The sequence below is a fragment of the Pseudomonas piscis genome (assembly GCF_009380155.1).
In the GTDB taxonomy this organism is placed as follows: domain Bacteria; phylum Pseudomonadota; class Gammaproteobacteria; order Pseudomonadales; family Pseudomonadaceae; genus Aquipseudomonas; species Aquipseudomonas piscis.
This window is the reverse complement of sequence record NZ_WHUV01000004.1, coordinates 368,771-395,178: the sequence shown is the minus strand read 5'-3', so window position 1 is coordinate 395,178 and position 26,408 is coordinate 368,771. Positions and strand designations below refer to the sequence as shown.

The window sequence follows — 26,408 nt, the reverse complement described above, 5'->3', positions numbered from 1 at the left end:
CCGACCTTCATTCACAGGTCTAGACTCGGCTCATTTCCTCAATCAACAGGTAAGCCGCCATGTCCGAGACCTTGCTCAGTTCCCGCAATCTGGCTTTTGAACTGTATGAGGTGCTCGATGCCGAGGGCCTGACCCAGCGCGAACGGTTTGCCGAACACAATCGCGAAACCTTCGACGCCGCCCTGGGCACCGCCCGCAGCATCGCCGAGAAGTATTTCGCCCCGCACAACCGCAAGGGCGACGAGCACGAACCGCGCTATGAAAACGGCCAGGCGGTATTGATCCCCGAGGTGAAACCGGCGGTGGACGCCTTTCTCGAGGCCGGCTTCCTCAACGCCACCCGCGACTTCGAGGCCGGCGGCATGCAGTTGCCAACCCTGCTGTCCCAGGCCTGCTTCGCCCACTTCCAGGCGGCCAACGTCGGCAGCTCCGCCTACCCCTTCCTGACCATGGGCGCAGCCAACCTGATCGAGAGCTTCGGTAGCCAGGAGCAGAAACAGCGCTTCCTGCAGCCGATGATCGACGGTCGCTTCTTCGGCACCATGGCCCTGACCGAGCCCCATGCCGGCTCGTCGCTGGCGGATATCCGCACCCGTGCGGAACCGGCCGGCGACGGCAGCTACCGGATCAAGGGCAACAAGATCTTCATCTCCGGTGGCGACCACTCGCTAGCGCAGAACATCGTGCACATGGTGCTGGCCAAGCTGCCGGATGCGCCCCCCGGAGTGAAGGGCATCTCGCTGTTCATCGTGCCCAAGTTCCTGGTCAACGCCGACGGCTCGCTGGGCCAGCGCAACGACGTGCTGCTGGCCGGCCTGTTCCACAAGATGGGCTATCGCGGCACCACTTCGACTGCGCTGAACTTCGGCGATAACGGCGAATGCGTCGGCTATCTGGTGGGCAAACCCCATGCGGGCCTGTCCTACATGTTCCAGATGATGAACGAGGCGCGCATCGGCGTTGGCATGGGTGCGGTGATGCTCGGCTATGCCGGCTACCTCTACTCCCTGGAGTACGCTCGTGAGCGCCCTCAAGGGCGCCTGCCAGATGGCAAGGACCCGAGCGCGCCCCAGGTGGCGATCATCCAGCACGCCGACGTGCGCCGGATGCTGCTGACCCAGAAGGCCTATGTCGAAGGCGCATTCGACCTGGGCCTGTACGCGGCCCGGTTATTCGACGACACCACCACCCTGGACGATGAAGCCGGACGCCAGCAGGCCCACGAGTTGCTGGACCTGCTGACCCCGATCGTCAAGTCCTGGCCTTCGGAGTTCTGCCTCAAGGCCAACGAACTGGCGATCCAGATCCTCGGCGGCCATGGCTACACCCGCGAGTACCCGGTGGAGCAGTACTACCGCGACAACCGCCTGAACCCGATCCATGAGGGCACCCACGGTATCCAGTCCCTGGACTTGCTGGGGCGCAAGCTGGCACAGAATGGCGGCGCGGGGCTCAAGCGCCTGATCCGCCTGATCATCGAGACCTGCGGGCGCTCCCAGGCCCACTCCAGCCTGGACGCCCTGCGCCAGCCCCTGGAACAACTGGTGGCGCGCCTGCAAACCGTGACCCTGGGGCTACTGGGCGACCTGGCCACTGGCAAGGTCACCGCGACCCTGGCCAACTCGGCGCTCTATCTGAAAGCCTTCGGCCATGCGGTGATTGGCTGGCGCTGGCTGGAGCAGGCGATCCGCGCCGAGGAAGGCCTGGCCCGGGGAGATGCGGCGGATCGGGATTTCTATCTGGGCAAGCGGCAGGCTGCGCGTTACTTCCTCACCTGGGAAGTGCCGGGCTGCGAGCATGAGCTGAAGCTCCTGGAGGCCCGGGACGATACCTGCCTGGCGATGCGCGACGAGTGGTTCTGAGCGCCACGGGCCCCGGCAAGCGCGTCGGGGCCATTGCGTGACTCCAGCCGCAACGGGCTGAGGCGGCTCAGCGGGATCAGTTCTGTTGGATGGTCTTGGCGATCACGTCGACCGTGGCGCTCACCTGTTCCTGATAGCGCTCGAGCTCCTGCTCGTGGCGCTTCTGCATCTCCAACTGCTGCGAGCACAGGTTCATCGCCGCCAGTACCAGCAGGCGCTCGCCGATCAGGGTCGGGAACTTCTTCTTGGTATCGGCCAGGGCGGCCTGGAGCATCTGCACCGCATCCATCAGGACCTGCTCCTGTCCGGCCGGCGCCTTGAGCGAATAGTCCTCGCCGAGGATCGAGACCACTCTCACTCCATCGCTGTGATGTCTCATGGATTGGCCGGGCTCGCAGTGACGCGCTCAACCAGGGCCTGGATGCGGGCAGCGGTGGCGCCGTGCTTCTCTTCCTGCTCCATCAGGTTCAGCTGCAGGCTTTCGTTCTCGTCCCTGGCCTGGGCCAGTTGTGCCTTGAGGGCTTCGTTAGTGCCGAGCAGCTCCTGGTTCTGTACCACCAGGTCACTGACCAGCTGTTCCAATTGGCTGAGGGATGCTTCCAACATTTTGATCTTCCGGGCTTTTTGCAAAGGGCGCGTACGATAAAGAAAAGTCACCCTGGATGCCAGGGTTATCCAGGCGCAAAGCCTTGATTTTACTGGCGATGACCCTTCCGCGAGAGCTGCTAGAGACTGTCATTCTCCCCTGGGGTTCCTGACCCCCGGTCGGAGACCAGGACTTTTCCCGAAAAATCGGACAAGCCAGTGGAAATTTCCGAAACCGCTTTTGGCGATTCAAGAAGCATTTTCCCCACGCGATAGCCAGGTACTCATCCATTTTCCCAAAGCGCCAACCGCGCTTCACACAGGTGAAAACAATGTCCCTGCGCACCATGAACATCGCCCCGCGGGCCTTCCTCGGGTTCGCCCTGATCGGCTGCCTGATGCTGTTTCTCGGCGTCTTTGCGCTGAACCAGATGGGCAAGATCCACGCGGCCACCGAGCTGATCACCCAAGACACCCTCCCCAGCATCAAGAGCGTCGATGACTTCACCCAGTTGAGCCTGCGCCTGCGGGTCAATGCTTATCGCCTGCTGGTCAATCGCGACGCCGAGGCCCAGCAAAGGGCACTGGAGACCATCGTCAAGCGCAACCAGGAGATCGACGATATCCGCCCGCGCTACGAAGCCCTGATCAGCCTCCCCGAAGAGCGTGCCGCCTACGCCGAATACATCAAGGCGCTGACCCATCATCGCCAACTGGAGAGCCAGTTGATCGAACTGTCGCGCAACGGCCAGCTGGAGGCCATGCAAGCGTTGCTCAACGAGCAATTGATGGACAGCGCCGAAGCGATCAACAGCACCCTCAACCGCCTGCTGGAGATCAATACCCGCTACTCCACCGCCGCCGCCGAGGAGGCGGCCAGGCAGTACCACAACGCCTTCGACCTGGTGGTGGCACTGCTGGTGCTGGCCAGCGGCCTGACCTTGCTGTTCGCCTGGTTGCTGACCCGCAGCATCACCCAGCCGATCGCCAAGGCCCTGGAAGCTGCCGAGGAGATCGCCGAGGGCAACCTGGCCCGCCCGGTCCAGGTCGATGGCAACGATGAGGCTGGCCGCCTGCTGCGGGCCATGGCCAAGATGCAGGAGAACCTGCGCACCACCCTGCAGCGTATCTCCGGTTCCGCCACCCAACTGGCCTCCGCGGCCGAGGAACTCAACAGCGTCACCGAGGAAAGCGCCCGTGGCCTGACCCAGCAGAACAACGAGATCGAGCAGGCCGCCACCGCGGTCACCGAAATGACCAGCGCCGTGGAGGAAGTGGCACGCAATGCCGTCAGCACTTCCGAGGCCTCGAAGAACGCCACCGCTTCGGCCGGCGACGGCCGCGACCTGGTGCAGGAAACCGTGGCCGCCATCGAACGCATGAGCAGCGACGTGCAGGACACCGCCAGCCTGGTCGGCGACCTGGCCAATCAGTCCCGGGATATCGGCAAGGTCCTGGACGTGATCCGTGGCCTGGCCGACCAGACCAACCTGCTGGCCCTCAACGCCGCCATCGAGGCCGCCCGTGCCGGCGAGGCCGGACGCGGCTTCGCCGTGGTCGCCGACGAAGTCCGCGCCCTGGCCCACCGTACCCAACAGTCCACCAGCGAAATCGAACGCATGATCGGCAGCATCCAGAACGGCACCGAACAGGCCGTGGACTCCATGCGCAACAGCACCGAGCGCGCCGAATCGACCCTGAACATCGCCCGGGGCGCCGGCCTGTCCCTGGACACCATCAACAGCGCGATCATCCAGATCAACGAGCGCAACCTGGTGATCGCCAGCGCCGCCGAAGAGCAGGCCCAGGTAGCCCGGGAAGTGGATTGCAACCTGGTGAACATCCGTGATCTTTCGGTGCAATCGGCCACCGGCGCCCACCAGACCAGCGCCGCCAGCAATGAACTGGCCAGCCTGGCCGTGGACCTGAACGGCCTGGTGGCGCGCTTCCGCCTCTGATCCGACGCCCTCGGCTCCGCCCCTGTTGGCAGGCCGGGCCCGGAATGAACGACCAGCACAAGAGCCATCCGCGACACCCGCGCGAGACTGAAATCCACGACAGGACTCAAGACTTTAGTCGTACGACCGATAAGTCACGGTAGATCAGTCTCAAGCCCCGCATGGATGCGCTCTTCCTGGTACCTATCATGTCCCTTCGTAATATGAATATCGCTCCGCGGGCCTTCCTCGGTTTTGCCATGATCGGCGGCTTGATGCTGATCCTCGGGGTGTTCGCCCTGAACCAGATGAGCAAGATCCGTGGCGCCGCCGAAGACATCACCCTGAGCAGCGTGCCGAGCATCCAGAGCCTCGACGAGTTCACCCAGCTGACCCTGCGCCTGCGGGTGCTGTCCTATCGCCTGTTGGTGAACCGCGAGCCGGATGTCCAGCAAAAGACCATGGAACTGCTGGATATGCGCAACCAGCAGATCCGCACGGCCCAGACCACCTATGAAAAGCTCATTACCAGCCCGGCGGAAAAAGCCGCCTATGACCAGTACATCCAGCTGCTGGGCCAGTACCGGCAGATCGAAGAGCGGATGAAGAGCCTGTCGCGCAACAACCAGGTGGATGAATTGCGCAACCTGCTCAATACCGAATTGCTGAACAACTCCGAGGCGGTCAACACCGTGCTCAACCGCCTGATGGAGATCAACACCCAGCAGACGGTGGACACCAACCGCCAGGCCGCCGAGCAGTATTCGGCCGCGGTCAAGCTGGTGGTGGTCCTGCTGCTGCTGGCCACTGGCCTGACCCTGCTGTTCGCCTGGCTGCTGACCCGCAGCATCACCCAACCGATCGCCAAGGCCCTGGAAGCCGCCGAGGAGATCGCCGAGGGCAACCTGACCCGCCCGGTCCAGGCCGACGGTAGCGATGAAGCCGGCCGCTTGCTGCGGGCCATGGCCAAGATGCAGGAAAAACTGCGCGACACCCTGCAGCGCATCTCCGGCTCCGCCACCCAACTGGCCTCCGCCGCCGAGGAACTCAACAGCGTCACCGAGGAAAGCGCTCGCGGCCTGACCCAGCAGAACAACGAGATCGAGCAGGCCGCCACCGCGGTCAACGAAATGACCAGCGCCGTGGAAGAGGTGGCGCGCAACGCCGTCAGCACTTCCGAAGCTTCGAAGAACGCCACCGCCTCGGCCGGCGACGGCCGCGACCTGGTACAGGAAACCGTGGCCGCCATCGAACGCATGAGCGGCGACGTGCAAGACACCGCCAGCCTGATCGGCGACCTGGCCAACGAATCCCGCGACATCGGCAAGGTCCTGGACGTGATCCGTGGCCTGGCCGACCAGACCAACCTGCTGGCCCTCAACGCCGCCATCGAGGCCGCCCGTGCCGGCGAGGCCGGACGTGGTTTTGCCGTGGTCGCCGATGAAGTCCGCGCCCTGGCCCACCGCACCCAGCAGTCCACCAGCGAAATCGAACGCATGATCGGCAGCATCCAGAACGGTACCGAACAGGCCGTGGACTCCATGCGCAACAGCACCGAGCGCGCCGAGTCGACCCTGAACATCGCCCGGGGCGCCGGCCTGTCCCTGGACACCATCAACAGCGCGATCATCGAAATCAACGAGCGCAACCTGGTGATCGCCAGCGCCGCCGAAGAGCAGGCCCAGGTAGCCCGCGAAGTGGACCGCAACCTGGTGAACATCCGCGACTTGTCGGTGCAATCGGCCACTGGCGCCAACCAGACCAGTGCAGCCAGCAACGAGCTGTCGCGCCTGGCCGTGGACCTCAACAGCATGGTCGCCCGCTTCAACCTCTGAAGGCCTTCGCAAACCCGGCCAAAGCCCCGACGGATACCGTCCGCCGGGGCCTGCGTCGCTGCCATGAAAAGCTTTTGACAGCGGCACATTTCAGCAGGTTAGAATCGATGGCACGCAGACTGCATGGTCAGTTCGCGCCCGCCTTTTCCGCTCTGGAGTACTGCCTTTGAATGCGACGACCATCAACAGCCTGTTCTTGATCGGCGCGTTGCTGGTAGGTGCGAGCATCCTGGTCAGCTCCCTCTCTTCCCGCCTGGGCATCCCGATCCTGGTGATCATCCTTGCCGTGGGCATGACCGCCGGCGTCGACGGCGGCGGGATCATCTTCGACAACTATCCGACCGCCTACCTGGTGGGCAACCTGGCCCTGGCAGTGATCCTCCTGGACGGCGGCTTGCGCACTCGGGTCGCGAGCTTTCGCGTGGCCCTGTGGCCGGCGCTGTCACTGGCCACGGTAGGAGTGCTGATCACCACCGGGCTGACCGGCATGGCCGCGGCCTGGCTGTTCGACCTCAACCTGATCCAGGGCTTGCTGATCGGCGCCATCGTCGGTTCCACCGACGCCGCGGCGGTGTTCTCGCTATTGGGAGGCAAGGGCCTCAACGAGCGGGTGACCGCGAGCCTGGAGATCGAGTCCGGCAGCAACGACCCGATGGCGGTGTTCCTCACCGTGACCCTGATCGACATGCTCGCCAATGGCCATACCGGCTTGCACTTCAGTCTGCTGGTGGAACTGATCCGCGAATTCGGCATTGGCGCGGTGATCGGCCTCGGCGGCGGCTGGCTGATGCTGCAACTGGTCAACCGCATCCACCTGGCCAATGGCCTGTACCCGATCCTGGTGATCGCCGGCGGGCTGGTGGTGTTCGCCCTGACCAACGCCCTGCATGGCAGCGGCTTCCTCGCGGTGTACCTGTGCGGCCTGGTGATCGGCAACCGCCCGGTACGCAGCCGCCACGGCATCCTGCACATGCTCGACGGCATGGCCTGGCTGGCGCAGATCGGCATGTTCCTGGTGCTGGGGCTGCTGGTCACTCCCCACGACCTGCTGCCCATCGCCCTGCCGGCCCTGGGCCTGGCGCTGTGGATGATCCTGTTCGCCCGGCCGTTGTCGGTGCTGGTGGGGCTGCTGCCATTCCGGGCCTTCCATGGCCGGGAAAAAGCCTTCATCTCCTGGGTCGGGCTGCGGGGCGCGGTACCGATCATTCTCGCGGTGTTCCCGCTGATGGCCGGCCTGCCCAACGCCCAGCTGTACTTCAACCTGGCGTTCTTCATCGTGCTGATCTCCCTGCTGCTGCAAGGCACCAGCCTGCCGTGGGTGGCCAAGTGGCTGAAGGTCACGGTGCCGCCGGAGCCGGCACCGATTTCCCGGGCCGCCCTGGAAGTCCATGTCACCAGCGAGTGGGAGCTGTTCGTCTACCGCCTGGGCGCGGAGAAGTGGTGCATCGGCGCGGCCCTGCGGGAATTGAAGATGCCCGAAGGCACGCGCATCGCCGCCCTGTTTCGCGGCCAGCAGTTGCTCCACCCGTCGGGTAGTACGGTGCTGGAGGCCGACGACCTGCTGTGCGTGATCGGCCATGAACACAACCTCCCGGCCCTGGGCAAACTCTTCAGCCAAGCCCCGGAACGCGGCCTGGACCTGCGCTTCTTCGGCGATTTCGTCCTCGAAGGCGATGCCCAGCTGGGCGCGGTCTCGGCGCTCTACGGACTCAAGCTCGACGGCCAGGATGCGGACATGCCGCTGGCGGCATTCATCGCCCAGAAGGTCGGCGGTGCACCGGTGGTCGGCGACCAGGTGGAGTGGAACAACACCACCTGGACCGTCGCGGTGATGGACGGGAACAAGATCGGCAAAGTCGGCGTCAGATTCCCCGAAGGAAGTCGCCCCGGCCCCGGACTCTTCCTCTAAACTCGGAAACGCGTCAGATTCTTGCCGTCGCATTCCCCCTATTCCTACTTGCTTGCTCGATCGATCCCTATGCCGACCCTGCGTAAAATTTTCGCCATTGCCCTGCTGGGCCTGAGTCTCTCTGTCGGCGCCGCACAGGGCGGCGATCCGCCCAGCGCCGAGGCGGTCCAGCAAAGCCTGGACAAGATCGCCGAGCGCAAGCTGTCGGAAGTCGATCAGAAGGCCCTGCAGACCGTCTTGCAGAACACCCTGAACCAACTGGCCAACCTGCAGGACTACGAACAGCGCCTGCCGGAGCTCAAGCAGCAGTTGGCCAACGCTCCACGCCAGACCCTGGAAAACCAGCGCGAGCTGGCACGCCTCAAGGCCAGCAAGGTGGTGCCGGTGACCCAGCGCTATGCCACGCTGAGCGTGACGCAGCTGGAGCAACTGCTGGCCGAGCGCACCACCGCCCAGGGTGAACTGCAAAAAGCCCTGGCCCAGGCCAACAGCCTGACCATCAGCGCCCAGACCCGCCCCGAACGGGCCCAGGCCGAGATCAGCAACGGCCAGACGCGAATCCTGCAGATCAACACCATCCTCAAGGCGGGCAAGGACAACGGCAAGCTGCTGAGCAGCGACCAGCGCAACCTGCTCAATGCCGAGCTCGCGGCGATCAATGCCTTGATCCCGCTGCGTCGCCAGGAACTGGCAGGCAACAGCCAGTTGCAAGACCTGGGCAGCAGCCAGCACGACCTGCTGGTGGAAAAGATCGCGCGCCTGGAGCAGGAAACCCAGGACCTGCAGACCCTGATCAACCAGAAGCGCCTGGCCCAGTCCCAGGAGACGGTCACCCAGCAGTCCATCGAAGCGCAGAAAGCCGGCGGCAGCAGCCTGCTGGCCACCGAGAGCGCCATCAATCTCGAAGCCTCCGACTACCTGCTGCACTTCACCGACCAACTCAACGAACAGACCCAGCGCAACCTGCAGACCAAGCAGCAACTGGACAACGTGACCCAGGTCGCCGCGGCGCTGGACGAGCAGATCAGCGTGCTCAAGGGCAGCCTGTTGCTGTCCAAGATCCTCTACAAGCAGAAACAGGCCCTGCCGCGGCTCAAGGTCGACCGCGACCTGGCGAACAATATCGCCGATATCCGCCTCTACCAGTTCGAGGTCAGCCAGCAGCGCGAGCTGCTCAGCAGCCCCACCGCCTACGTCGACAACCTGCTCAAGAACCAGCCGCCCGAGCAGGTCACCCCGCAGTTGCGCAAGACCCTGCTGGAACTGGCCAATACCCGGGTCGACCTGCTGGACCGCCTGAACCGCGAGTTGAGCGCGCTGCTCAATGAGTCCATCACCCTGCAGCTGAACCAGAAGCAGCTGCTCAGCACCACCCAGACCCTGCGGGCGACCCTCGACGAGCAGATGTTCTGGATCCCCAGCAACAAGCCACTGGACACTGCATGGCTGCGCCAGGTGCCCGATCGCTTGCAGTACCAGGTCACCACCTTGCCCTGGGCCTCGAGCTTCAGCGAGCTGATCGACGCGCTGGTGCAGCAGCCCTTGCTGTTCCTGCCCCTGCTGCTGTTGATCGGCGCCCTGCTGTGGCGACGCAAGAGCCTGTATGCGCGCCTGAGCAAGGTGCACAAGGATATCGGCCACTTCAAACGTGACAGCCAGTGGCATACGCCCCTGGCGATCCTGGTCAACGTCCTGCTGGCGATGCCCCTGGCCCTGGGCCTGGCGCTATGCGGCTATGCCCTGCAGATCGATGCCCGGGGACAGAACGCCACCCTGGGCGCAGCGCTGCTGCAGATCGCCCAGGCCTGGCTGGTGTTCTACACCGCCTATCGGATCCTGGCCCCCGGCGGCGTGGCCGAACTGCACTTTCGCTGGGAGAAACCCCAGGTGGAGTTCCTGCGTGGCTGGATCCGCCGCCTGGGCCTGGTAGTCCTGGCCCTGGTGGCGGTGGTCACGGTGGCCGAGTTGCAACCCGCGGCCCTGGCCGAGGATGTACTGGGCATCGCCGTGGTGCTGACCTGCTATGCCCTGATGGCCTGGCTGCTCAGTCGCCTGCTGCTCAGCAGTCCGACCCACGAGAACGCCTCGCTGTTCCGCAAGGCCGTGGGCTTGCTGTTCACCCTGCTGCCGATCGCCTTGTTCATCGCCGTGTGCTTCGGCTTCTACTACACCGCCCTGAAGCTCAGCGATCGCCTGATCAACACCCTGTACCTCTTGATGCTGTGGCTGGTGGTCGAGGCCACCTTCGTGCGCGGCCTGGCCGTCGCGGCGCGGCGCCTGGCCTACCAGCGCGCCTTGAGCAAGCGCCAGGCGGCCAAGGAGGCCGGGGAAAGTGGCGAGGCAGTGGTCGAAGAGCCGACCATGGACATCGAGAAGGTCAACGAACAGTCCCTGCGCCTGATCCGCCTGGCCCTGCTGGGTGGCTTCATGGTGGCCCTGTACTGGGTCTGGGCCGACCTGATCTCGGTGTTCTCCTACCTGGACCGGGTGACCCTCTACGAGTACACCAGCGGCACCGGCGCCAACATGAGCATGGTGCCCATCAGCATCGGCGACTTGCTCGGCGCGCTGATCATCGTCGGCATCACCTTCGCCCTGGCGCGCAACTTGCCGGGCCTGCTAGAAGTATTGGTGCTGTCCAAGCTGAACCTGGCCCAGGGCAGTGCCTACGCCACCACCACCTTGCTCTCCTATGCCATCGCCGGGGTCGGCTTCGTCACCACCCTGTCGACTCTCGGCGTCAGCTGGGACAAGCTGCAATGGCTGGTGGCCGCGCTATCGGTAGGCCTGGGCTTCGGCATGCAGGCGATCTTCGCCAACTTCATTTCCGGCATCATCATCCTGTTCGAGCGCCCGGTGCGGATCGGCGACACCATCACCATCGGCAACCTGTCGGGCACCGTGAGCCGGATCCGCATCCGCGCCACCACCATCACCGACTTCGACCGCAAGGACATCATCGTCCCGAACCAGACCTTCATCACCGGGCAACTGATCAACTGGTCGCTGACCGACACCATCACCCGCGTGACCCTGAAACTCGGCGTCGACTACGGTTCGGACCTGGACCTGGTCAAGGAACTGCTGCTCAAGGCCGCCCGGGAGAACCCACGGGTACTCAAGGAACCGGAACCCCAGGTGTACTTCCTCAGTTTCGGCGAGAGCACCCTGGATCACGAACTGCGCATGCACGTGCGCGAACTGGGCGACCGCAACCCGGTGATCGACGAGGTCAACCGCTTCATCAGCCGCGAGTTCAAGAAGCAGCACATCAACATCTCGTTCCGGCAGATGGAGGTCTATCTCAAGAACCTCCAAGGCCAGGAGTACAAGATGGTGCCCATCGGCCCGGAGAAACCCCAGGACCCGCCAGCGCCGGAAAAGCCAGCACCCTAACGCCCGGCGAACTCGACGCGAACGGCTTTGCCCAGCAGAATACTCGGACATTCTGCTGGGAGATGGCCGTTGAAAGCCCTCGACGAACTGACCTTCGACAATCGCTTCGCCCGCCTGGGCGACGCCTTCTCGACCCATGTGCTGCCCGAGCCCCTGGACAACCCGCGCCTGGTGGTGGCCAGCCCGGCAGCCATGGCCCTGCTGGACCTGGACCCCGCCGTCGCCGAAAGCCCGGTATTCGCCGAGCTGTTCGGCGGGCACAAGCTGTGGTCCGAGGCCGAACCCCGGGCGATGATCTATTCCGGGCACCAGTTCGGCTCCTACAACCCCCAGCTGGGAGATGGTCGCGGCTTGCTGCTAGGGGAAGTACGCAACGCAGCCGGCCAATACTGGGACCTGCACCTGAAGGGCGCCGGCCAGACGCCCTACTCGCGCATGGGCGATGGCCGCGCGGTGCTGCGCTCGTCGATCCGCGAGTTCCTTGCTTCCGAGGCCCTGCATGCCCTGGGCATTCCCAGTAGCCGGGCGCTGTGCGTGATCGGCTCAGACACCCCGGTGTGGCGCGAGAAGCAGGAGCGCGGCGCCATGGTCCTGCGCCTGGCGCCCAGTCATGTTCGCTTCGGGCATTTCGAATACTTCTACTACACGCGCAAGTCCGAACAGCACACCCAGCTGGCGGAGCACGTACTGGCCCAGCACTTTGCCGACTGCCGGGACCAGCCCCAGCCCTACCTGGCGATGTTCCGCGAGATCGTCGAGCGCAATGCCGAGCTGATCGCCAAATGGCAGGCCTATGGCTTCTGCCACGGCGTGATGAACACCGACAACATGTCGATCCTGGGCATCACCTTCGACTTCGGTCCCTTCGCCTTCCTCGACGACTTCGACGCCCACTTCATCTGCAACCACTCCGATGACCAGGGTCGCTACTCCTTCAGCAACCAGGTGCCCATCGGCCAATGGAACCTCAGCGCCCTGGCCCAGGCCCTGACCCCACTGATTGCGGTCGAGGACCTGCGTGAAACGCTGGGCCTGTTCCTGCCGTTGTACCAGGCCCACTACCTGGACCTGATGCGCCGGCGCCTGGGCCTGACCCATGCCGAGGACGCCGACCAGCAACTGGTGGAACGACTGCTGCAACTGATGCAGGGCAGCGCCGTGGACTACAGCCTGTTCTTCCGCCGCCTGGGGGACACGGCGCCGGAGCTGGCCGTGGCGCAGCTGCGTGACGACTTCGTCGATCTCAAGGGCTTCGATGCCTGGGCCGAGGCGTACGTGGCGCGGGTGGCCCGCGATCCACAGCAGGGCCAGGAACAGCGCCGGGTGCGCATGCACGCCGTCAATCCGCTGTATGTCTTGCGCAACTACCTGGCGCAACAGGCCATCGAAGCCGCGGAATCGGGCGACTACAGCGAAGTGCGGCGTCTGCACCAGGTGCTGAGCCGGCCGTTCGAGGAGCAGGCCGGCATGGACAGCTACGCCAAGCGGCCGCCGGACTGGGGCAAGCACCTGGAAATCAGCTGTTCGTCCTGAGTCAGGCGAACACTTCCATCGCCACCTTGAAGCGCTCGGACAGCCAGCGCACCTGCCGCAGGTTGAGCTGGCGCTTGCCACTCAGCACTTCGGAAACCACCGATTGCGCCCCGACCCCGGGCAGGTCGCTCTGGGTCAGGCCGTGCTCGCGCATCAAGTAACGCAGTACATCGATGCCACTAGCCTTGGGGATAGGCCGGTGTTCGAGGTCATACGCCTCGATCCAGTCACCAATGATCTCCAGCAGGCTGTTCAGAGGATGAGCCTCATCATCCCCCGTAAGGTCCAGCAACTCATCCAGAGCCTGGACCAGTCGATCATAGTCTTCTTCGGTCCGAGGCTTGCGTAGCAATGGCGCAACGAATTGCCAGTGCTCGGCCGCCTGCTTGATCAACACACTCATTGTCATCCCTCCTTCCATTGCCCTCGGTCGTACTCACGGTGGTTCAATATGTACCTGATATAGAGTTTCTGGGTGGTGTAGCGCAGGACGGCAATCAACCTCAGCTTGTTGCCACCAACATCGAAGACATGCAATGGACCGACCTTGTCCACAGCCGGGAACACGGCCTTGATTGCCGAGAAATCGGCAAAGCTATTGCTCTTGATCAGTCGGTACCAATCATCCAGCGCCTTGGCTGACTGCGGCCATTTCTCCTTGGCCTCCCATATACGTTTTGCAGTGATCACTCGCATGCAATGTCCCTATCGCATATTGCTATGAAAGCTAGCCAGAAAGCCGGTCAATCGCAAGTTGCGATAATCATGAATAGACCAGCGGTCGATGCCCTCCCAATCCTAAGAGATAGGCGGCCAGGGACAGGGTTCCAACATGTGAGCGGATGCATCCACCGCCCCTCGGCTTGATAAATCCGCGCCACGACTCCAGATAGATGCCATTGGCCACTGACCCGGAGCCCCCATGACCGACCCATTGCTGATCCCCTGCCCGCACTGCAACGGCCTCAACCGCATCCCCGCCGAGCGCCTGGGCGACCATCCCAGGTGCGGGCGCTGCAAGGCCGAGGTGTTGCTGGACAAACCCTTTGACTTGCAACAGGGCGCTTACGCCAGCCAGGTCAAGGGCGACCTGCCGTTGCTGGTGGATGTGTGGGCAGACTGGTGCGGGCCGTGCAAATCCTTTGCGCCGACCTTCCAGCAGGCCGCCGCGCAACTGAGCGGCAAATGCCGCCTGGCCAAGCTCGACAGCGAAGCCAACCAGCAGCTTTCGGCACAGTTGGGCATTCGTTCGATTCCAAGCCTGATCCTGTTCAGGAATGGCCGGGAAGTGGCCCGGCAAAGCGGCGCCCTGCCCTTGCCGCAGTTGATCGGCTGGTTGCGCAGCCAGGGGATTTGAGATGACGCCATGAAGCGCAGGTCACGCCCTGCGCCCATGGCAGCTTGAAACTCAGGCGTTTTCCAGCAGGTTGTGCAGGTCGACGAACTGCTGGGTCAGCTTGTGCCGTGGGTCGAGATGGATCAGCGGCAGGCTGGCCTGGTGGGATTCACGCATGCGCACCGAGCTGGCCAGGTACACCGGCAGCACCGGCAGGCCTTCGCCAATCAGCTCGTCGAGCATCTGTTGCGGTAGGCTGGCCCGGGCCTGGAACTGGTTGACCACGATACCCTCGACCTCGAGCTCTTCATTGTGATCCTCCTTCAACTCCTCGATCTCGGCCAGCAGGCCGTACAGGGCCTGGCGGGAAAAACTGTCGCAATCGAAGGGAATCAGCACACGATCTGCCGCGATCAGCGCCGATACCGCATAGAAGTTCAGGGCTGGCGGGGTATCGAGGTAGATCCGTTCGTAATCCTCGGACAACTCGTCGAGCAATTTGCGCAGCTTGTTGATCTTGTGCTTGGCCTCCAGCTTGGGCTGCAGGTCCGCCAGTTCCGCCGTGGCGGTCACCACATGCAGGTTGTCGAACGGCGTCTCGTAGATGTCCACCTGGTTCTTCCTGGAGAACGGCCCGGAAGACAGGGTCTGCTTGAAGAAGTCGGCGATGCCCATGGGAATGTCCTCGCCGGTCAGGCCGGTAAGGTACTGGGTCGAGTTGGCCTGGGCATCGAGGTCCACCAGCAAGGTGCGATACCCCTCGCTGGCGCTGACCGCCGCCAGATTGCAGGCAATGCTCGACTTGCCCACGCCACCTTTCTGATTGAACACCACGCGCCGCATAGCTAGACCTCCGTGTATCAAAGATCACCGAGTGTAGTAGCCGACGCCGCCCCTTAGCTACCTCGGCAACACAAGTTCGGCCGGCTATCCCGGGACCGGTCGGCTACTGCGCCAGCCCCGCTGCCAGGCGCCTGCACAAGGCCCTGGCAGCCGATGGTGGCGAAGGGGCTTTCGCCCCACGGCAGATTCTTCTCATTTGCGACCAGCAGCCCATCCGCTATTTGCTACATGACTGTTGCACCGGGATAATGCGCGCCACTGGCGCTTACGCGTCATCCTGGCCAGGCGCCACCCCCAGCGCCGCACCACGTCAAGAAAGCCCGCAGGGGCGGGATGAAACCAAGTGATCAAGTTCAATATCGCTCAATGGCGTGCGTGGGCCCCTGGGCTCGAGGGCGTGGACGCCTGGCAGGCCTGGTGCCAGCAGCCGGCCCTGCCGGCCAGCAGCGATAGCGCTCCGGACGTTTCCTTCCTGCCCGCCATGCAGCGCCGTCGCCTCAGTCGCCTGGCCCGCATGGCCTTCAGCGTTGGCTGGCCCCTGGCCGAGGGCCTCGAGCACCTGCCCCTGGTGTTCATTTCCCGCCATGGCGAAACCCCGCGAACCCTGGAGATACTCAGCGACCTGGCCGCCGAGCAACCGTTGTCGCCCACCCAGTTCAGTCTCTCGGTGCACAACGCGGTGATCGGCCTGTGGTCCATCATGCGGGGCGAGACCAGCGAGATGACCGCCCTGGCTGCGGCCGGGGACGGCCTGGAGCACGGCATGCTGGAAGCTGCGGCGCTGTTGGCCGACGGCGCGTCCCACGTACTGCTGGTGATCACCGAGGAGCAGCCACCCCAGGCCTACGCCGACTGGATCGACGATGTGCCCTTTCCCTATGCCCTGGGCCTGCTGCTGACCCCCGGCGAGGAATGGCAACTGTCCCTGGATGGCACCGGCAGCCGGCCCCAGGCTCCAACCCAATGGCCCCACGCCCTGAACCTGTTGCGTACCCTGCTCGGGCCGCAACCTTATTGCCAACATGCCTGGATGAATCGCACATGGACCTGGCAACGCAACCAGTGAAGACCAAGGGGCGCGATGCCTATTACTGGCGCCTGGTGGCCACGGCGCTGAGCTTTGCAGTGTTCGGAATAGGTGGTTTGTGCCTGCGCCTGGTGATCTTCCCGCTGCTGGCCTGCCTGCCCGGGGATGCCCTGCGCCAGCGGTTGCGGGCGCGCAAGACCATCAGCCGGCTGTTCTGGCTGTTCATCCGCTGGATGGCCAGGTGCGGCGTACTCACCTACGAGGTCCAGGGCGCCGGGCAACTGGGGCGCCCGGGCCAGATGATCATCGCCAACCACCCGTCGCTGATCGACGTGGTGTTCCTGATCGGCCTGGTGCGCGACGCCAACTGCGTGGTCAAGGACAGCCTGTGGAACAACCCCTTCACCCGTGGCCCGGTGCGCGCGGCCCAGTACATCAGCAACGACGGCAGCCTGGAGATGCTCGAGAACGCCTGCGGGGCTCTGCACGAAGGCCAGACGCTGATCGTCTTTCCCGAGGGCACCCGCACCCTTCCTGGCGCAGCGCCCGCCTTTCATCGGGGAGCCGCGGCGATCGCCCTGCGCGGTGCCAAGCTCATCACTCCAGTGGTGATCCGGGTCAGCCCCAGCACGCTGACCAAGGCCGAGCCCTGGTACCGGATCCCGCAACGCCGGGTGCACTTCAGTTTTCATGTCGGTGCCGATATAGACCCACAGACCTTTGCCGCCCAGGGCCCGGCGCCCCAGACTTCGCGCAAGCTCAATGAGCACTTGCACAACTATTTCACCAAGGAGCTCGCCAAAGATGAGCGATACGCACCCGGACCTGATGCTTGAAATCAAACTGCTGATCATCGATGCCCTGGGCCTGGAAGACATCAGCGCCCAGGACATCGGCGACCAGCAGACACTGTTCGGCGAAGGCCTCGGCCTGGACTCGGTGGACGCCCTGGAACTGGGCCTGGCGATCCAGAAGAAGTACGGCATCAAGATCGACGCCGACGCCAAGGACACCCGCAATCACTTCAGCAACGTGGCGAGCCTCGCGGCCTTCGTCAGCGCAAAACAGGCAGCTTGAGAACCGACCATGCAAACCCGTGACGACATCTTCAATACCCTGCGCGATGCCCTGGTCGAACTCTTCGAAGTGGAGCCGTCGAGCATCAGCCTGGACTCCAACCTGTACCAGGACCTGGAAATCGACAGCATCGACGCCGTCGACCTGATCGACCACATCAAGCGCCAGACCGGCAAGAAAATCGCCGCCGAGGAGTTCAAGTCGGTGCGTACCGTCAACGACGTGGTCGAGGCGGTCTATCGTCTGGTCCAGCCGGCCGCATGAACCGCCTGATCGGCCTGGGCTTGTTGCTGGCCGGCCTGCTTTATCCCTTCGCCGTGTACTTCGGCATGGAGCACTTCGCGCCATGGCAGTTCGGCCTGTTGCTGGGCAGCCTGTGGCTGGTTCGGGCACTGACCGGTGAGCGCCGTCCCGGCAGCCTGTGGATGGCCGGTGCCGCGCTCGTCTTCTGCCTGTTGCTGGCCTGGTTCGACCGCCCGGGGCTGCTGCGCTGGTACCCGGTGCTGATCAGCGCCTGCATGCTGGGGGTGTTCGGCCTGAGCCTCAAGTACGGCCCGCCAGTGGCCGAGCGCCTGGCCCGCCTCAGCGAGCCGGAGCTGCCGCCACAGGCCATACGCTACACCCGCCAGGTGACTATCGCCTGGAGTCTGTTCTTCCTCTGCAATGGCCTGATCGCCGCTGCGCTGACACTCTGGGCGCCGCTGGACTGGTGGATGCTGTACAACGGCCTGATCGCCTACGGGCTGATGGGCTTGCTGTTCGCCATCGAATGGCTGTTGCGCCAACGGGTAAGAGGCCGTAGATGAACTGGATTCCCCTTGAGCAGCTCTTGCTCGAGACACAAGGGCCACGGTTGGCCGGTGCCCATCCCGATATCGACCTTGCGGCCCTGCAGGCCCGGGCCCTTGGCCTGGCCGCGACCCTCCGGGAGCTGCACGTCGAGCGCGTGGCGATCCACCTGGAAGATGCCGTGGAACTGGCGGTGGCCCTGCTCGGAGCCTGGCGTGCCGGGGCCAGCGTGCTGCTGCCCGCCGATCTGCAAGCCCAGACCCGCCAGCGCTGGGCGACGGAGGTCGACTTGTGGCTGACCGACCAGGACCCGCCACTGCCGGCAACCGCGACCGGCCCCCTGGCGGCGGCCGAACTGGACCTGGACACCTGCCGCCTGAGCCTGTGCACCTCCGGTTCCAGCGGCGAACCCAAGCGCATCGACAAGCGACTGCGCCAGCTGGCCAATGAAGTACAGGCCCTGGAGCAGCTCTGGGGCCACGACCTGGGCCCGGCCTGGATCATCGGCAGCGTCGCCACCCAGCACATCTATGGCCTGCTGTTCCGGGTGCTCTGGCCGCTGTGCGCCGGTCGCCCGTTCCTGCGGCGCCAACTGGCGTTCCCCGAAGACCTGCAACGGGCCAGCCGCGAATGCCCGGCATTCGCCTGGGTGGCCAGCCCGGCACTGCTCAAGCGCATGGGCGACAACCTCGACTGGCCGGCCCTGAGCCAGGTCCGGCGGGTATTTTCTTCCGGCGGCGCCTTGCCCGCGCCCGCCGCCGCGAGCTTGCAGCAGCGCCTGGGGCAATGGCCCACGGAGATCCTCGGCAGCTCCGAGACCGGCGGGATCGCCTGGCGCCAGGGCGCGACACTGTGGCAACCCTTCGCCGATGTGCAACTGGGCCAGGATGCCGACGGCGCGCTGTTGATCGCCTCGCCCTACCTGCCGGCCGGACACGTGGAACACAGTGCCGATGCCGCGCGGATCACCACCGACGGTCGCTTCGAACTGCTGGGGCGCCTGGACCGCATCGTCAAGCTGGAAGAAAAACGCATCTCCCTGCCCATGCTGGAGCAGGCCCTGGAAAGCCACGCCTGGGTCGCCGAGGCCCGCCTTGGGGTGATCGAGGAGAACCGTGCCTACCTGGGCGCCCTGCTGGTGCTCGACGAAGCCGGCCTGCATGTACTGCGCAACCAGGGCCGGCGCCACCTGGTCCAGGCCTTGCGCCAGCACCTGGCCCAGCATTGCGAGGCCCTGGCCCTGCCCCGGCGCTGGCGCCTGCTGCGCCAGTTGCCGCTCACCGCCCAGGGCAAGCTGCCCCAGGCCCAGGTCCAGGCCCTGCTCCAGGCACCGCGCCCGCGGGAGCCGGAAGTCCTGGCCCAATTGCAGCAGGACGACGAGTGGCAGCTGCAACTGGCGATCCCCCCGGACCTGGCCTATTTCAGCGGGCACTTTCCCCAGGCGCCGATCCTTCCCGGGGTGGTGCAGGTGGACTGGGCCCTGGCCCTCGGCCAGCGCCTGCTGGAACTGCCGGGCCGTTTCGCCGGGATGGAAGTGCTGAAGTTCCAGCAACTGATACGCCCCGGCGATCGCATCCAGTTGAACCTGCGCTTCGACACCCAGCGCCAGAAGCTGTACTTCGCCTACCTCAATGCCGGGGCTGCCTGTTCCAGCGGCCGTATCCTGCTGGAGGACAGCTGTGGATAAGTTGCCCAGCCAGGCGCCTGTGCATAACCCTTGCGCGGTGATCCCGGTCTACAACCACGAAGGCGCCGTGCCGGCGGTGGTCGACGCCCTGCGGGAACAGGGCCTGCCCTGCATCCTGGTGGACGACGCCAGCAGCCCCGGATGCGCCAGCGTGCTGCAACGCCTGGCCGAGCGCGAGCAAGTGTTCCTGGTGCGCCTGGCGGTCAACCAGGGCAAGGGCGGCGCGGTCATGGCCGGCCTGCGGGAGGCCGCACGCCTGGGCTTCAGCCATGCCCTGCAAGTGGACGCCGACGGCCAGCACGACCTGAGCGCTGTGGATAACTTCATCCACTGTTCGCGCCAGTCGCCCCAGGCCCTGGTCTGCGGTTATCCACAGTACGACGCCAGCGTGCCCAAGGGCCGCCTCTATGCCCGCTACCTGACCCATGTCTGGGTGTGGATCAACAGCCTGTCGTTGCAGATCCCGGACTCCATGTGCGGTTTCCGGGTCTATCCCCTGGCACCCACCCTGGCCCTGGTCGATTCAGTGGCCCTGGGCCGGCGCATGGACTTCGACCCGGAAATCCTCGTGCGCCTGTCCTGGCGCAACCAGGCCATGCTCTGGCTGCCGACCCGGGTCCACTATCCCCAGGACGGCCTGTCGCACTTTCGCCTGTGGCACGACAACGCCCTGATTTCCGGGATGCACGCCAAGCTGTTCTTCGGCATGCTCGCGCGCCTGCCTCTGATTCTCTGGCGGCGGTGGCGCACATGAACCTCGAGCCCTCCTCCAACAGGCATTGGGCCGAACGCCGCGAACGCGGCAGCTTCTGGCTGATGAAACTCACCGCCTTCGGCGTACGGACCCTGGGCCGCCGGGTGCTGAGCCCGCTGCTGTACGCCATCGTCCTGTACTTCTTCCTGTTTGGCCGCAGCGCCCGCCGCAGCATCTGGCAATACCAGCTGCGCTTGGCCCGCTTCCACCAGCGCGAAGACCTGCTGCCCAGCCAGCGCCGGGTATTCGGCCAGTTCATGGCCTTCGCCGAGGCCCTGCTGGACAAGCTCGATGTGTGGAACGGCAAGCTGCGCCTGGAACAGATCGAGATCCTCGACCCGGCAGGCCTGCGCCAGCAACTGCGCGGCGAACGCGGACAACTGCTGGTGGGCGCCCACCTGGGCAACCTGGAAGTCTGCCGGGCCCTGGCCGAACTCGGCGAGCAGGTGACCATGAACGTGCTGGTGCATACCCGGCACGCCGAACGCTTCAACCGCCTGCTGGGCGAGGCCGGGGCCAGCAACCTGCGGCTGGTCCAGGTCAGTGAGCTGGACCCGGCGATCATGCTGCAACTGAGCCAGCGCCTGGAGCGCGGCGAGTGGCTGGCGATCGCCGGCGACCGAGTGCCGCTGCATGGCGGGCGCAACGTGCAGGTGGATTTCCTCGGCCAGCCGGCGGCCTTTCCCCAGGGGCCCTGGCTGCTGGCCGGGCTGCTCAAGTGCCCGGTCAACCTGTTGCTCTGCCTCAAGCAGCAGGGGCGCTACCGAGTGATCCTCGAACCTTTCGCCGAGGCCGTGCAGTGGAAGCGCAGCGACCGCCAGCAAGTGATCGCCCAATGGGCCACGCGCTATGCCGAGCGCCTGGGCCATTACTGCCTGCAAGCCCCGCAACAGTGGTTCAACTTCTACCCATTCTGGAAAACCGATGACAACCTCGACTCCTGAGCCGGTCACCTTCGGCGAACATCCCTTGCGCATCGAGGACGTGCTGGCCCTGGCCAACCGCCAGGCGCTAGCGCGCCTGCAAGCCGATGCGGCCTGGCGCCAGCGTATCGCCAAGGGCGCGCAGTTCCTCGACTCCCTGCTGGACAAGGAAGGGGTGATCTACGGCGTGACCACAGGTTACGGCGACTCCTGCGTGGTGGCGGTGCCACTGGAGCATGTCGAGGAGCTGCCCCGGCACCTGTACACCTTCCACGGCTGCGGCCTGGGCCAGTTGCTCGAACCCCAGGCGACCCGGGCGGTGCTCGCGGCGCGCCTGCAGTCGCTGTGCCACGGCATGTCCGGAGTGCGCGTGGAGTTGCTGGAACGCCTGCAAGCCTTCCTCGACCTGGACATCCTGCCGCTGATCCCCCAGGAAGGCTCGGTGGGCGCCAGTGGCGACCTGACGCCGCTGTCCTACGTGGCCGCCACCCTGTCCGGGGAGCGCCAGGTGCTGTTCCGCGGCGAACGCCGCGAGTCGGCCGACGTACACCGCGAGCTGGGTTGGCAGCCCCTGGTGCTACGGCCCAAGGAGGCCCTGGCGCTGATGAACGGCACCGCGGTGATGACTGGCCTGGCCTGCCTGGCCTTCGCCCGCGCCGACTACCTACTGCGCCTGGCGACGCGGATCACGGCCCTGAACGTGGTGGCCCTGCAAGGCAACCCTGAGCACTTCGACGAACGCCTGTTCGCCGCCAAGCCCCATCCAGGCCAGACCCAGGTTGCCGCCTGGCTGCGCCAGGACCTGGCGATCGACGCCCCCACCGCGCCCCTGCATCGTCTCCAGGACCGCTACTCCCTGCGCTGCGCGCCCCATGTACTGGGAGTGCTGGCCGACAGCCTGGGCTGGTTGCGCTCGTTCATCGAAACCGAGCTCAACAGCGCCAACGACAACCCGATCATCGACGCCGAGGCCGAGCGGGTGCTCCACGGCGGGCACTTCTATGGCGGGCACATCGCCTTCGCCATGGATAGCCTGAAGAACCTGGTGGCCAACGTCGCCGACCTGCTGGACCGGCAACTGGCACTGCTGGTGGACGTGCGCTACAACCACGGCCTGCCGAGCAACCTGTCCGGCGCGACGGCTGAACGGGCAATGCTCAACCATGGCTTCAAGGCGGTGCAGATCGGCGCCAGCGCCTGGACCGCCGAAGCCTTGAAGAACACCCTGCCGGCCAGCGTGTTCTCGCGCTCCACCGAGTGCCACAACCAGGACAAGGTGAGCATGGGCACCATTGCCGCCCGCGATGCGCTGCGCGTGCTGGAGCTCACCGAACAAGTGGCCGCCGCGACCCTGCTGGCCGCCAACCAGGGCGTCTGGCTGCGCAGCCGCGAAGCCGACGCCCGAGCCTTGCCGGCGGCCCTGGCGGCCATGCGCGCGCAACTGGCCGAGGATTTTCCACCGGTGATCGAGGACCGCGCCCTGGAGGGCGAACTGCGCCTGTGCCTGCAACGTATCGCCGAACAACACTGGAGGTTGCATGCGTAGCCAGGGAGCGATCTACGTCGATACCCAGATCCTGGTGCCGTTCTTCGATGTCGACACCATGCACGTGGTCTGGCACGGACATTACGTCAAGTACCTGGAGGTCGCCCGCTGCGCACTGCTCGACAGGCTTGGCCACAACTATGAGCAAATGCGCGACTCCGGCTACGCCTGGCCGGTGATCGACCTGCAACTGCGCTATGTACGTGGCGCAGTGTTCGGCCAGACCCTGAACGTGCGCGCCAGCCTGGTGGAATGGGAGAACCGCCTGAAGATCAACTACCTGATCACCGACCTGGCCACGGGCGAGCGCCTGACCCGCGCCAGCTCGGTACAAGTGGCCGTGGCAATCGCCAGCCGCGAAATGCAGCTGGCCTCGCCCAAGATCTTCACCGACGCCGTGGAGCGCCTGTTGCCATGACCCTCTGTAAACGCTTGCTGCTGGCCTGCCTGCTCCTGCTGGCTGTGCCGCCCATGACCCAGGCCCAGGACTTCGACCTGCAGCGATTGAGCGAGCAGCTGTCGCGCCCCGAAGTGATCCATGGTCGTTTCATCCAGGAAAAACACCTGCGGGCCCTGCCCCAGCCACTGACCAGCAAGGGCCAGTTCGTCCTGGCCCGCCAGCATGGCCTGCTGTGGCTGTTGCAGACCCCGTTGCAACAGGACTACCGCATCACGCCCAAGGGCATCGCCCGCCGCGATGCCGAGGGCTGGCAGATGCTGCCGGGCAAGAGCGCCGGCGCCGAGCACAACCGCCTGTTCCTGGCCGTGCTGCAAGGCGACAGCAGCGGCCTGCAGCGGGACTTCGAACTGCGCCTGCAAGGCACCGCGCAAGACTGGCACCTGCAACTGCTGCCGCGTTCACTGCTGCTCCAGCAGATCTTCACCCGGATCGACATCGACGGCGGCGCCCTGGTGCAACGCATCGAGCTGCTGGAAACCCAGGGCGACCGCACGTTGTTGATCATGCAGGACAGCACCAGCAATCAACCCCTGAGCGACCTGGAACGCCATGACTTTGCCGAGTGAGCGCTGGTTGCCACGCCTCTTCCTGATCCTGCTGGCCCTGGTCCTGGCCACTGCCGCCTGGCAGTGGCGCCACGGCGCGCCCTTGTCGGCCGACCTCATGGAACTGGTGCCAGGCACGGCTCCGGACGCCCTGGAGTTGCAGGCCGAACAGCGCATGCAGGAACCGTTGAACCGCGAGATCCTGGTCCTGGTGGGCCACGCCCAACGCCAGCAGGCGCTGGACCTGGCTCGCGAGCTGGCCGGGCAGTGGCAGGCCAGCGGCCTGTTCGACAAGGTCCAGTGGACCCTGCAGGCCGACCTGCCGGCCTTGCGCAAGCAACTGTTGCAGGGTCGCCTGGCGATGCTCTCGGCCAAGGATCGCCAGCAGTTGCTCGAACAGCCCCAGGCCTTCATCCAGCAACGGGTGCAGAGCCTGTTCGATCCCTTTGCCGGCTTCACCCTGGTGCCCAGCCAGGATGACTGGCTGGGGCTGACCGGGCGAATCCAGGCCAACCAGCCACAACACGCCAGCGTGCAACTGGACATCGGCAGCGGCGCGCTGCTGGCCGAGGCCGACGGCAAGCACTGGGTGCTGCTGCGGGCCCATACCGCCGGCAATGCCTTCGACCTGCAATTGCCGTTGCAGGTGGCCGGGCTGCTGCAGCACAGCCGCGAACACGCCACTCAACAGCAAGGACAGCTACTGGCGGCCAGTGGCTTGCTGTATGCCGCCAGCGGCCAGCAACAGGCCTCCCGGGAGATCTCCTGGGTCGGCGGAGGCGCGACCCTGGGCATCCTGGCGCTGCTGCTCCTGGCCTTTCGCCGCTGGCACGCCTTGCTGGCCTTCGTCCCGGTGCTGGTGGGCATGCTGTTCGGTGCCGTGGCCTGCGTCGCCCTGTTCGGGCACATGCACGTCATGACCCTGGTGCTGGGCTCAAGCCTGATCGGCGTGGCCGTGGACTATCCGCTGCACTACCTGTCCAAGAGCTGGAGCCTCAAGCCCTGGCGCAGCTGGCCGGCCCTGCGCCTGACCCTGCCGGGCCTGAGCCTGAGCCTGGCCACCAGTTGCATCGGCTACCTGGCCCTGGCCTGGACGCCATTCCCGGCCCTGACCCAGATCGCCGTGTTCTCCGCCGCTGGCCTGCTGGGCGCCTACCTGGCAGCCGTGTGCCTGCTGCCGGCGCTGCTGCGCAAGGTCGAGCTGCGTCCGGCGCAGTGGCCACTGCGGGTCGCCGCCAGCTTGCTGCGGCTGCGCAGCGCCCTGCTGGCACGGGTGCCGAGCCCGGTGCTACTGGGGCTGCTGGGGCTGTTTTGCGCGGCGGGCCTGTGGCAGCTCGACAGCAAGAACGATATCCGCCAGTGGGTCGGCGCACCGCCCCAGTTGCTGCAAGAGGCCCAGGCCATCGCCCGGATCACCGGCTACCAGCCCACCAGCCAGTTCTTCCTGGTGCGCGCAGCCGACCAGCAACAACTGCTGGAACGCCTCGACCTCCTGGACGAGCGCCTGCAACCCCTGGTGGGCCTGGGCAAGCTCAAGGGCTATCTGTCGCTCAACCAGTTGCTCAGCCAGCCAGCGCAGCAACGCCAGGTCCGCGCGGCCCTCGAGCGCCTGCCCGAATACTGGCAGCCACTGCTGGCGCTGGGCGTGCCCGAGCAGGCGCTGCAGGCCGAACTCAAGCAATTGCAGGAGTTGCCCCTGGCAGACATCGACAGCGCGCTGGCAGGGCCGCTGGCCGAACCCTTCCGGCCACTCTGGCTCGGGACCAATGCCCAGGGCGTGGCCGCCCTGGTCAGCTTGCAGGGCCTGAACGACGCGGCCTTGCTGCGGGTCCAGTCCGGCGACCTGCCGGGCATCCAGCTGGTGGATCGCCTGGGCGAGCTGAACCAGGTCTTTGCCGCCACCCAGGTCAGCGCCGCCGAACTCAAGCTGGCCTCCTGCGTGCTGATCGTGCTGGTGCTGATCCTGCCCTTCGGTCTCGGCGGGGCCTTGCGCCTGGTGGCCCTGCCGCTGCTGGCGGCCCTGTGCAGCCTGGCCAGCCTCGGTTGGCTGGGACAGCCACTGACGCTGTTCAGCCTGTTCGGCCTGCTGCTGGTGACCGCCATCAGCGTCGACTACGCGATCCTCATGCGCGAGCGGATCGGCGGCGCGGCCGTGAGCCTGCTGGGCACCCTGCTGGCGGCGCTGACCACCTGGCTGTCGTTCGGCCTGCTGGCCATCTCCAGCACCCCGGCGGTAAGCAATTTCGGCCTGGCCGTCAGCCTCGGCCTGGCTTTCAGTTTCATCCTCGCCCCCTGGGCCGGCCATGAACCGCACCCCGCTGCGCCAGCGGAGCCAGCACCGTGAGCCGGCCGTCGGCCAGCATG

The 26,408-nt window shown here is 65.4% G+C and carries 24 protein-coding genes and 2 pseudogenes; 21 read left to right on the top strand and 5 right to left on the bottom strand.

The window, feature by feature from the left end; all coding sequences use genetic code 11:
- The first annotated feature begins 59 nt into the window (after positions 1 to 59).
- A complete protein-coding gene (locus GDH07_RS23705) occupies positions 60 to 1,862 on the top strand; it encodes an acyl-CoA dehydrogenase (protein WP_152899077.1) in 1,803 nt (600 codons plus the stop codon).
- 76 nt (positions 1,863 to 1,938) lie between these two features.
- Here the strand turns inward: GDH07_RS23705 and GDH07_RS23700 are convergent, their stop codons facing one another.
- Positions 1,939 to 2,241: a cell division protein ZapA gene (locus tag GDH07_RS23700; protein WP_031320336.1), complete on the bottom strand. Its 303-nt coding sequence runs from the start codon at positions 2,239 to 2,241 to the stop codon at positions 1,939 to 1,941.
- The gene (locus GDH07_RS23695; protein ID WP_022640306.1) at positions 2,238 to 2,468 is read right to left on the bottom strand and encodes a hypothetical protein; all 231 of its coding nucleotides are present in this window, start codon (positions 2,466 to 2,468) and stop codon (positions 2,238 to 2,240) included. Before GDH07_RS23695 ends, GDH07_RS23700 begins: the two co-directional genes overlap by 4 nt.
- A 311-nt stretch (positions 2,469 to 2,779) precedes the next feature.
- On the opposite strand from GDH07_RS23695, the pseudogene GDH07_RS32950 reads away from it, so the two are divergent.
- From GDH07_RS32950 to selO, 7 genes and pseudogenes are all read left to right on the top strand, one after another.
- A pseudogene (locus GDH07_RS32950) lies at positions 2,780 to 3,550 on the top strand (MCP four helix bundle domain-containing protein); the annotation flags it as partial.
- Complete coding sequence (locus GDH07_RS32945; RefSeq protein ID WP_425502151.1) at positions 3,533 to 4,405, top strand: methyl-accepting chemotaxis protein; 873 nt, start codon at positions 3,533 to 3,535, stop codon at positions 4,403 to 4,405. The pseudogene GDH07_RS32950 and the gene GDH07_RS32945, both read left to right, overlap by 18 nt.
- A 161-nt stretch (positions 4,406 to 4,566) precedes the next feature.
- Positions 4,567 to 5,364 (top strand): annotated as a pseudogene (locus tag GDH07_RS32940) (MCP four helix bundle domain-containing protein); the annotation flags it as partial.
- On the top strand, positions 5,347 to 6,219 hold the full coding sequence (locus GDH07_RS32935; RefSeq protein WP_371857916.1) for a methyl-accepting chemotaxis protein: 873 nt from the start codon (positions 5,347 to 5,349) through the stop codon (positions 6,217 to 6,219). The pseudogene GDH07_RS32940 and the gene GDH07_RS32935, both read left to right, overlap by 18 nt.
- 166 nt (positions 6,220 to 6,385) lie before the next feature.
- A complete protein-coding gene (locus GDH07_RS23680; RefSeq protein ID WP_022640303.1) occupies positions 6,386 to 8,128 on the top strand; it encodes a potassium/proton antiporter in 1,743 nt (580 codons plus the stop codon).
- A 69-nt stretch (positions 8,129 to 8,197) separates the two neighbouring features.
- Entirely contained in the window at positions 8,198 to 11,524 is a 3,327-nt protein-coding gene (gene mscK / locus GDH07_RS23675; RefSeq protein ID WP_022640302.1) for a mechanosensitive channel MscK, read from the top strand.
- A 69-nt stretch (positions 11,525 to 11,593) separates the two neighbouring features.
- A complete protein-coding gene (selO, locus tag GDH07_RS23670) occupies positions 11,594 to 13,057 on the top strand; it encodes a protein adenylyltransferase SelO (RefSeq protein WP_152899075.1) in 1,464 nt (487 codons plus the stop codon).
- 1 nt (position 13,058) lies between these two features.
- Here selO and GDH07_RS23665 read toward each other — a convergent pair whose 3' ends face one another.
- Together GDH07_RS23665 and GDH07_RS23660 are read right to left on the bottom strand one after the other, a co-directional pair.
- Positions 13,059 to 13,460 carry a helix-turn-helix domain-containing protein gene (locus GDH07_RS23665; protein ID WP_152899074.1) on the bottom strand — a complete coding sequence of 134 codons (402 nt, stop codon included), beginning with the start codon at positions 13,458 to 13,460 and terminating at the stop codon, positions 13,059 to 13,061.
- Between the two features lie 2 nt (positions 13,461 to 13,462).
- Positions 13,463 to 13,753 (bottom strand): type II toxin-antitoxin system HigB family toxin, encoded by a 291-nt coding sequence (locus GDH07_RS23660; RefSeq protein WP_152899073.1) that lies wholly within the window; start codon positions 13,751 to 13,753, stop codon positions 13,463 to 13,465.
- 226 nt (positions 13,754 to 13,979) lie between these two features.
- On the opposite strand from GDH07_RS23660, the gene trxC reads away from it, so the two are divergent.
- Positions 13,980 to 14,414, top strand: coding sequence for a thioredoxin TrxC (gene trxC / locus GDH07_RS23655; RefSeq protein WP_085595597.1), 435 nt, complete (start codon positions 13,980 to 13,982; stop codon positions 14,412 to 14,414).
- A 51-nt stretch (positions 14,415 to 14,465) separates the two neighbouring features.
- Here trxC and GDH07_RS23650 read toward each other — a convergent pair whose 3' ends face one another.
- Positions 14,466 to 15,236, bottom strand: a complete 771-nt coding sequence (locus GDH07_RS23650; RefSeq protein ID WP_022640297.1) for a ParA family protein — start codon at positions 15,234 to 15,236, stop codon at positions 14,466 to 14,468.
- Positions 15,237 to 15,579: 343 nt separating this feature from the next.
- On the opposite strand from GDH07_RS23650, the gene GDH07_RS23645 reads away from it, so the two are divergent.
- From GDH07_RS23645 to GDH07_RS23590, 12 genes are read left to right on the top strand one after another with little or no spacing between them, the layout of a single operon-like run.
- Entirely contained in the window at positions 15,580 to 16,302 is a 723-nt protein-coding gene (locus GDH07_RS23645) for a beta-ketoacyl synthase chain length factor (protein ID WP_343038324.1), read from the top strand.
- Positions 16,278 to 17,099, top strand: coding sequence for a lysophospholipid acyltransferase family protein (locus tag GDH07_RS23640; RefSeq protein WP_152899072.1), 822 nt, complete (start codon positions 16,278 to 16,280; stop codon positions 17,097 to 17,099). Before GDH07_RS23645 ends, GDH07_RS23640 begins: the two co-directional genes overlap by 25 nt.
- Positions 17,068 to 17,340: a phosphopantetheine-binding protein gene (locus tag GDH07_RS23635; protein ID WP_022640294.1), complete on the top strand. Its 273-nt coding sequence runs from the start codon at positions 17,068 to 17,070 to the stop codon at positions 17,338 to 17,340. Before GDH07_RS23640 ends, GDH07_RS23635 begins: the two co-directional genes overlap by 32 nt.
- Positions 17,341 to 17,349: 9 nt before the next feature.
- Complete coding sequence (locus tag GDH07_RS23630) at positions 17,350 to 17,604, top strand: acyl carrier protein (protein ID WP_022640293.1); 255 nt, start codon at positions 17,350 to 17,352, stop codon at positions 17,602 to 17,604.
- A complete protein-coding gene (locus GDH07_RS23625) occupies positions 17,601 to 18,146 on the top strand; it encodes a COG4648 family protein (protein ID WP_152899071.1) in 546 nt (181 codons plus the stop codon). Before GDH07_RS23630 ends, GDH07_RS23625 begins: the two co-directional genes overlap by 4 nt.
- Positions 18,143 to 19,816: an ApeI family dehydratase gene (locus GDH07_RS23620; RefSeq protein WP_152899070.1), complete on the top strand. Its 1,674-nt coding sequence runs from the start codon at positions 18,143 to 18,145 to the stop codon at positions 19,814 to 19,816. Before GDH07_RS23625 ends, GDH07_RS23620 begins: the two co-directional genes overlap by 4 nt.
- Positions 19,817 to 19,835: 19 nt before the next feature.
- Complete coding sequence (locus GDH07_RS23615; protein WP_053132941.1) at positions 19,836 to 20,570, top strand: glycosyltransferase family 2 protein; 735 nt, start codon at positions 19,836 to 19,838, stop codon at positions 20,568 to 20,570.
- The gene (locus GDH07_RS23610; protein WP_152899068.1) at positions 20,567 to 21,514 is read left to right on the top strand and encodes a lysophospholipid acyltransferase family protein; all 948 of its coding nucleotides are present in this window, start codon (positions 20,567 to 20,569) and stop codon (positions 21,512 to 21,514) included. Before GDH07_RS23615 ends, GDH07_RS23610 begins: the two co-directional genes overlap by 4 nt.
- On the top strand, positions 21,495 to 23,039 hold the full coding sequence (locus tag GDH07_RS23605) for an HAL/PAL/TAL family ammonia-lyase (RefSeq protein WP_152899067.1): 1,545 nt from the start codon (positions 21,495 to 21,497) through the stop codon (positions 23,037 to 23,039). The genes GDH07_RS23610 and GDH07_RS23605 overlap by 20 nt, the downstream gene beginning before the upstream one ends.
- Positions 23,032 to 23,457, top strand: coding sequence for an acyl-CoA thioesterase (locus GDH07_RS23600; protein ID WP_022639936.1), 426 nt, complete (start codon positions 23,032 to 23,034; stop codon positions 23,455 to 23,457). The genes GDH07_RS23605 and GDH07_RS23600 overlap by 8 nt, the downstream gene beginning before the upstream one ends.
- A complete protein-coding gene (locus GDH07_RS23595) occupies positions 23,454 to 24,065 on the top strand; it encodes an outer membrane lipoprotein carrier protein LolA (RefSeq protein WP_152899066.1) in 612 nt (203 codons plus the stop codon). The genes GDH07_RS23600 and GDH07_RS23595 overlap by 4 nt, the downstream gene beginning before the upstream one ends.
- Positions 24,049 to 26,388, top strand: coding sequence for an MMPL family transporter (locus GDH07_RS23590; protein WP_152899065.1), 2,340 nt, complete (start codon positions 24,049 to 24,051; stop codon positions 26,386 to 26,388). Before GDH07_RS23595 ends, GDH07_RS23590 begins: the two co-directional genes overlap by 17 nt.
- Positions 26,389 to 26,408 lie beyond the last annotated feature (20 nt).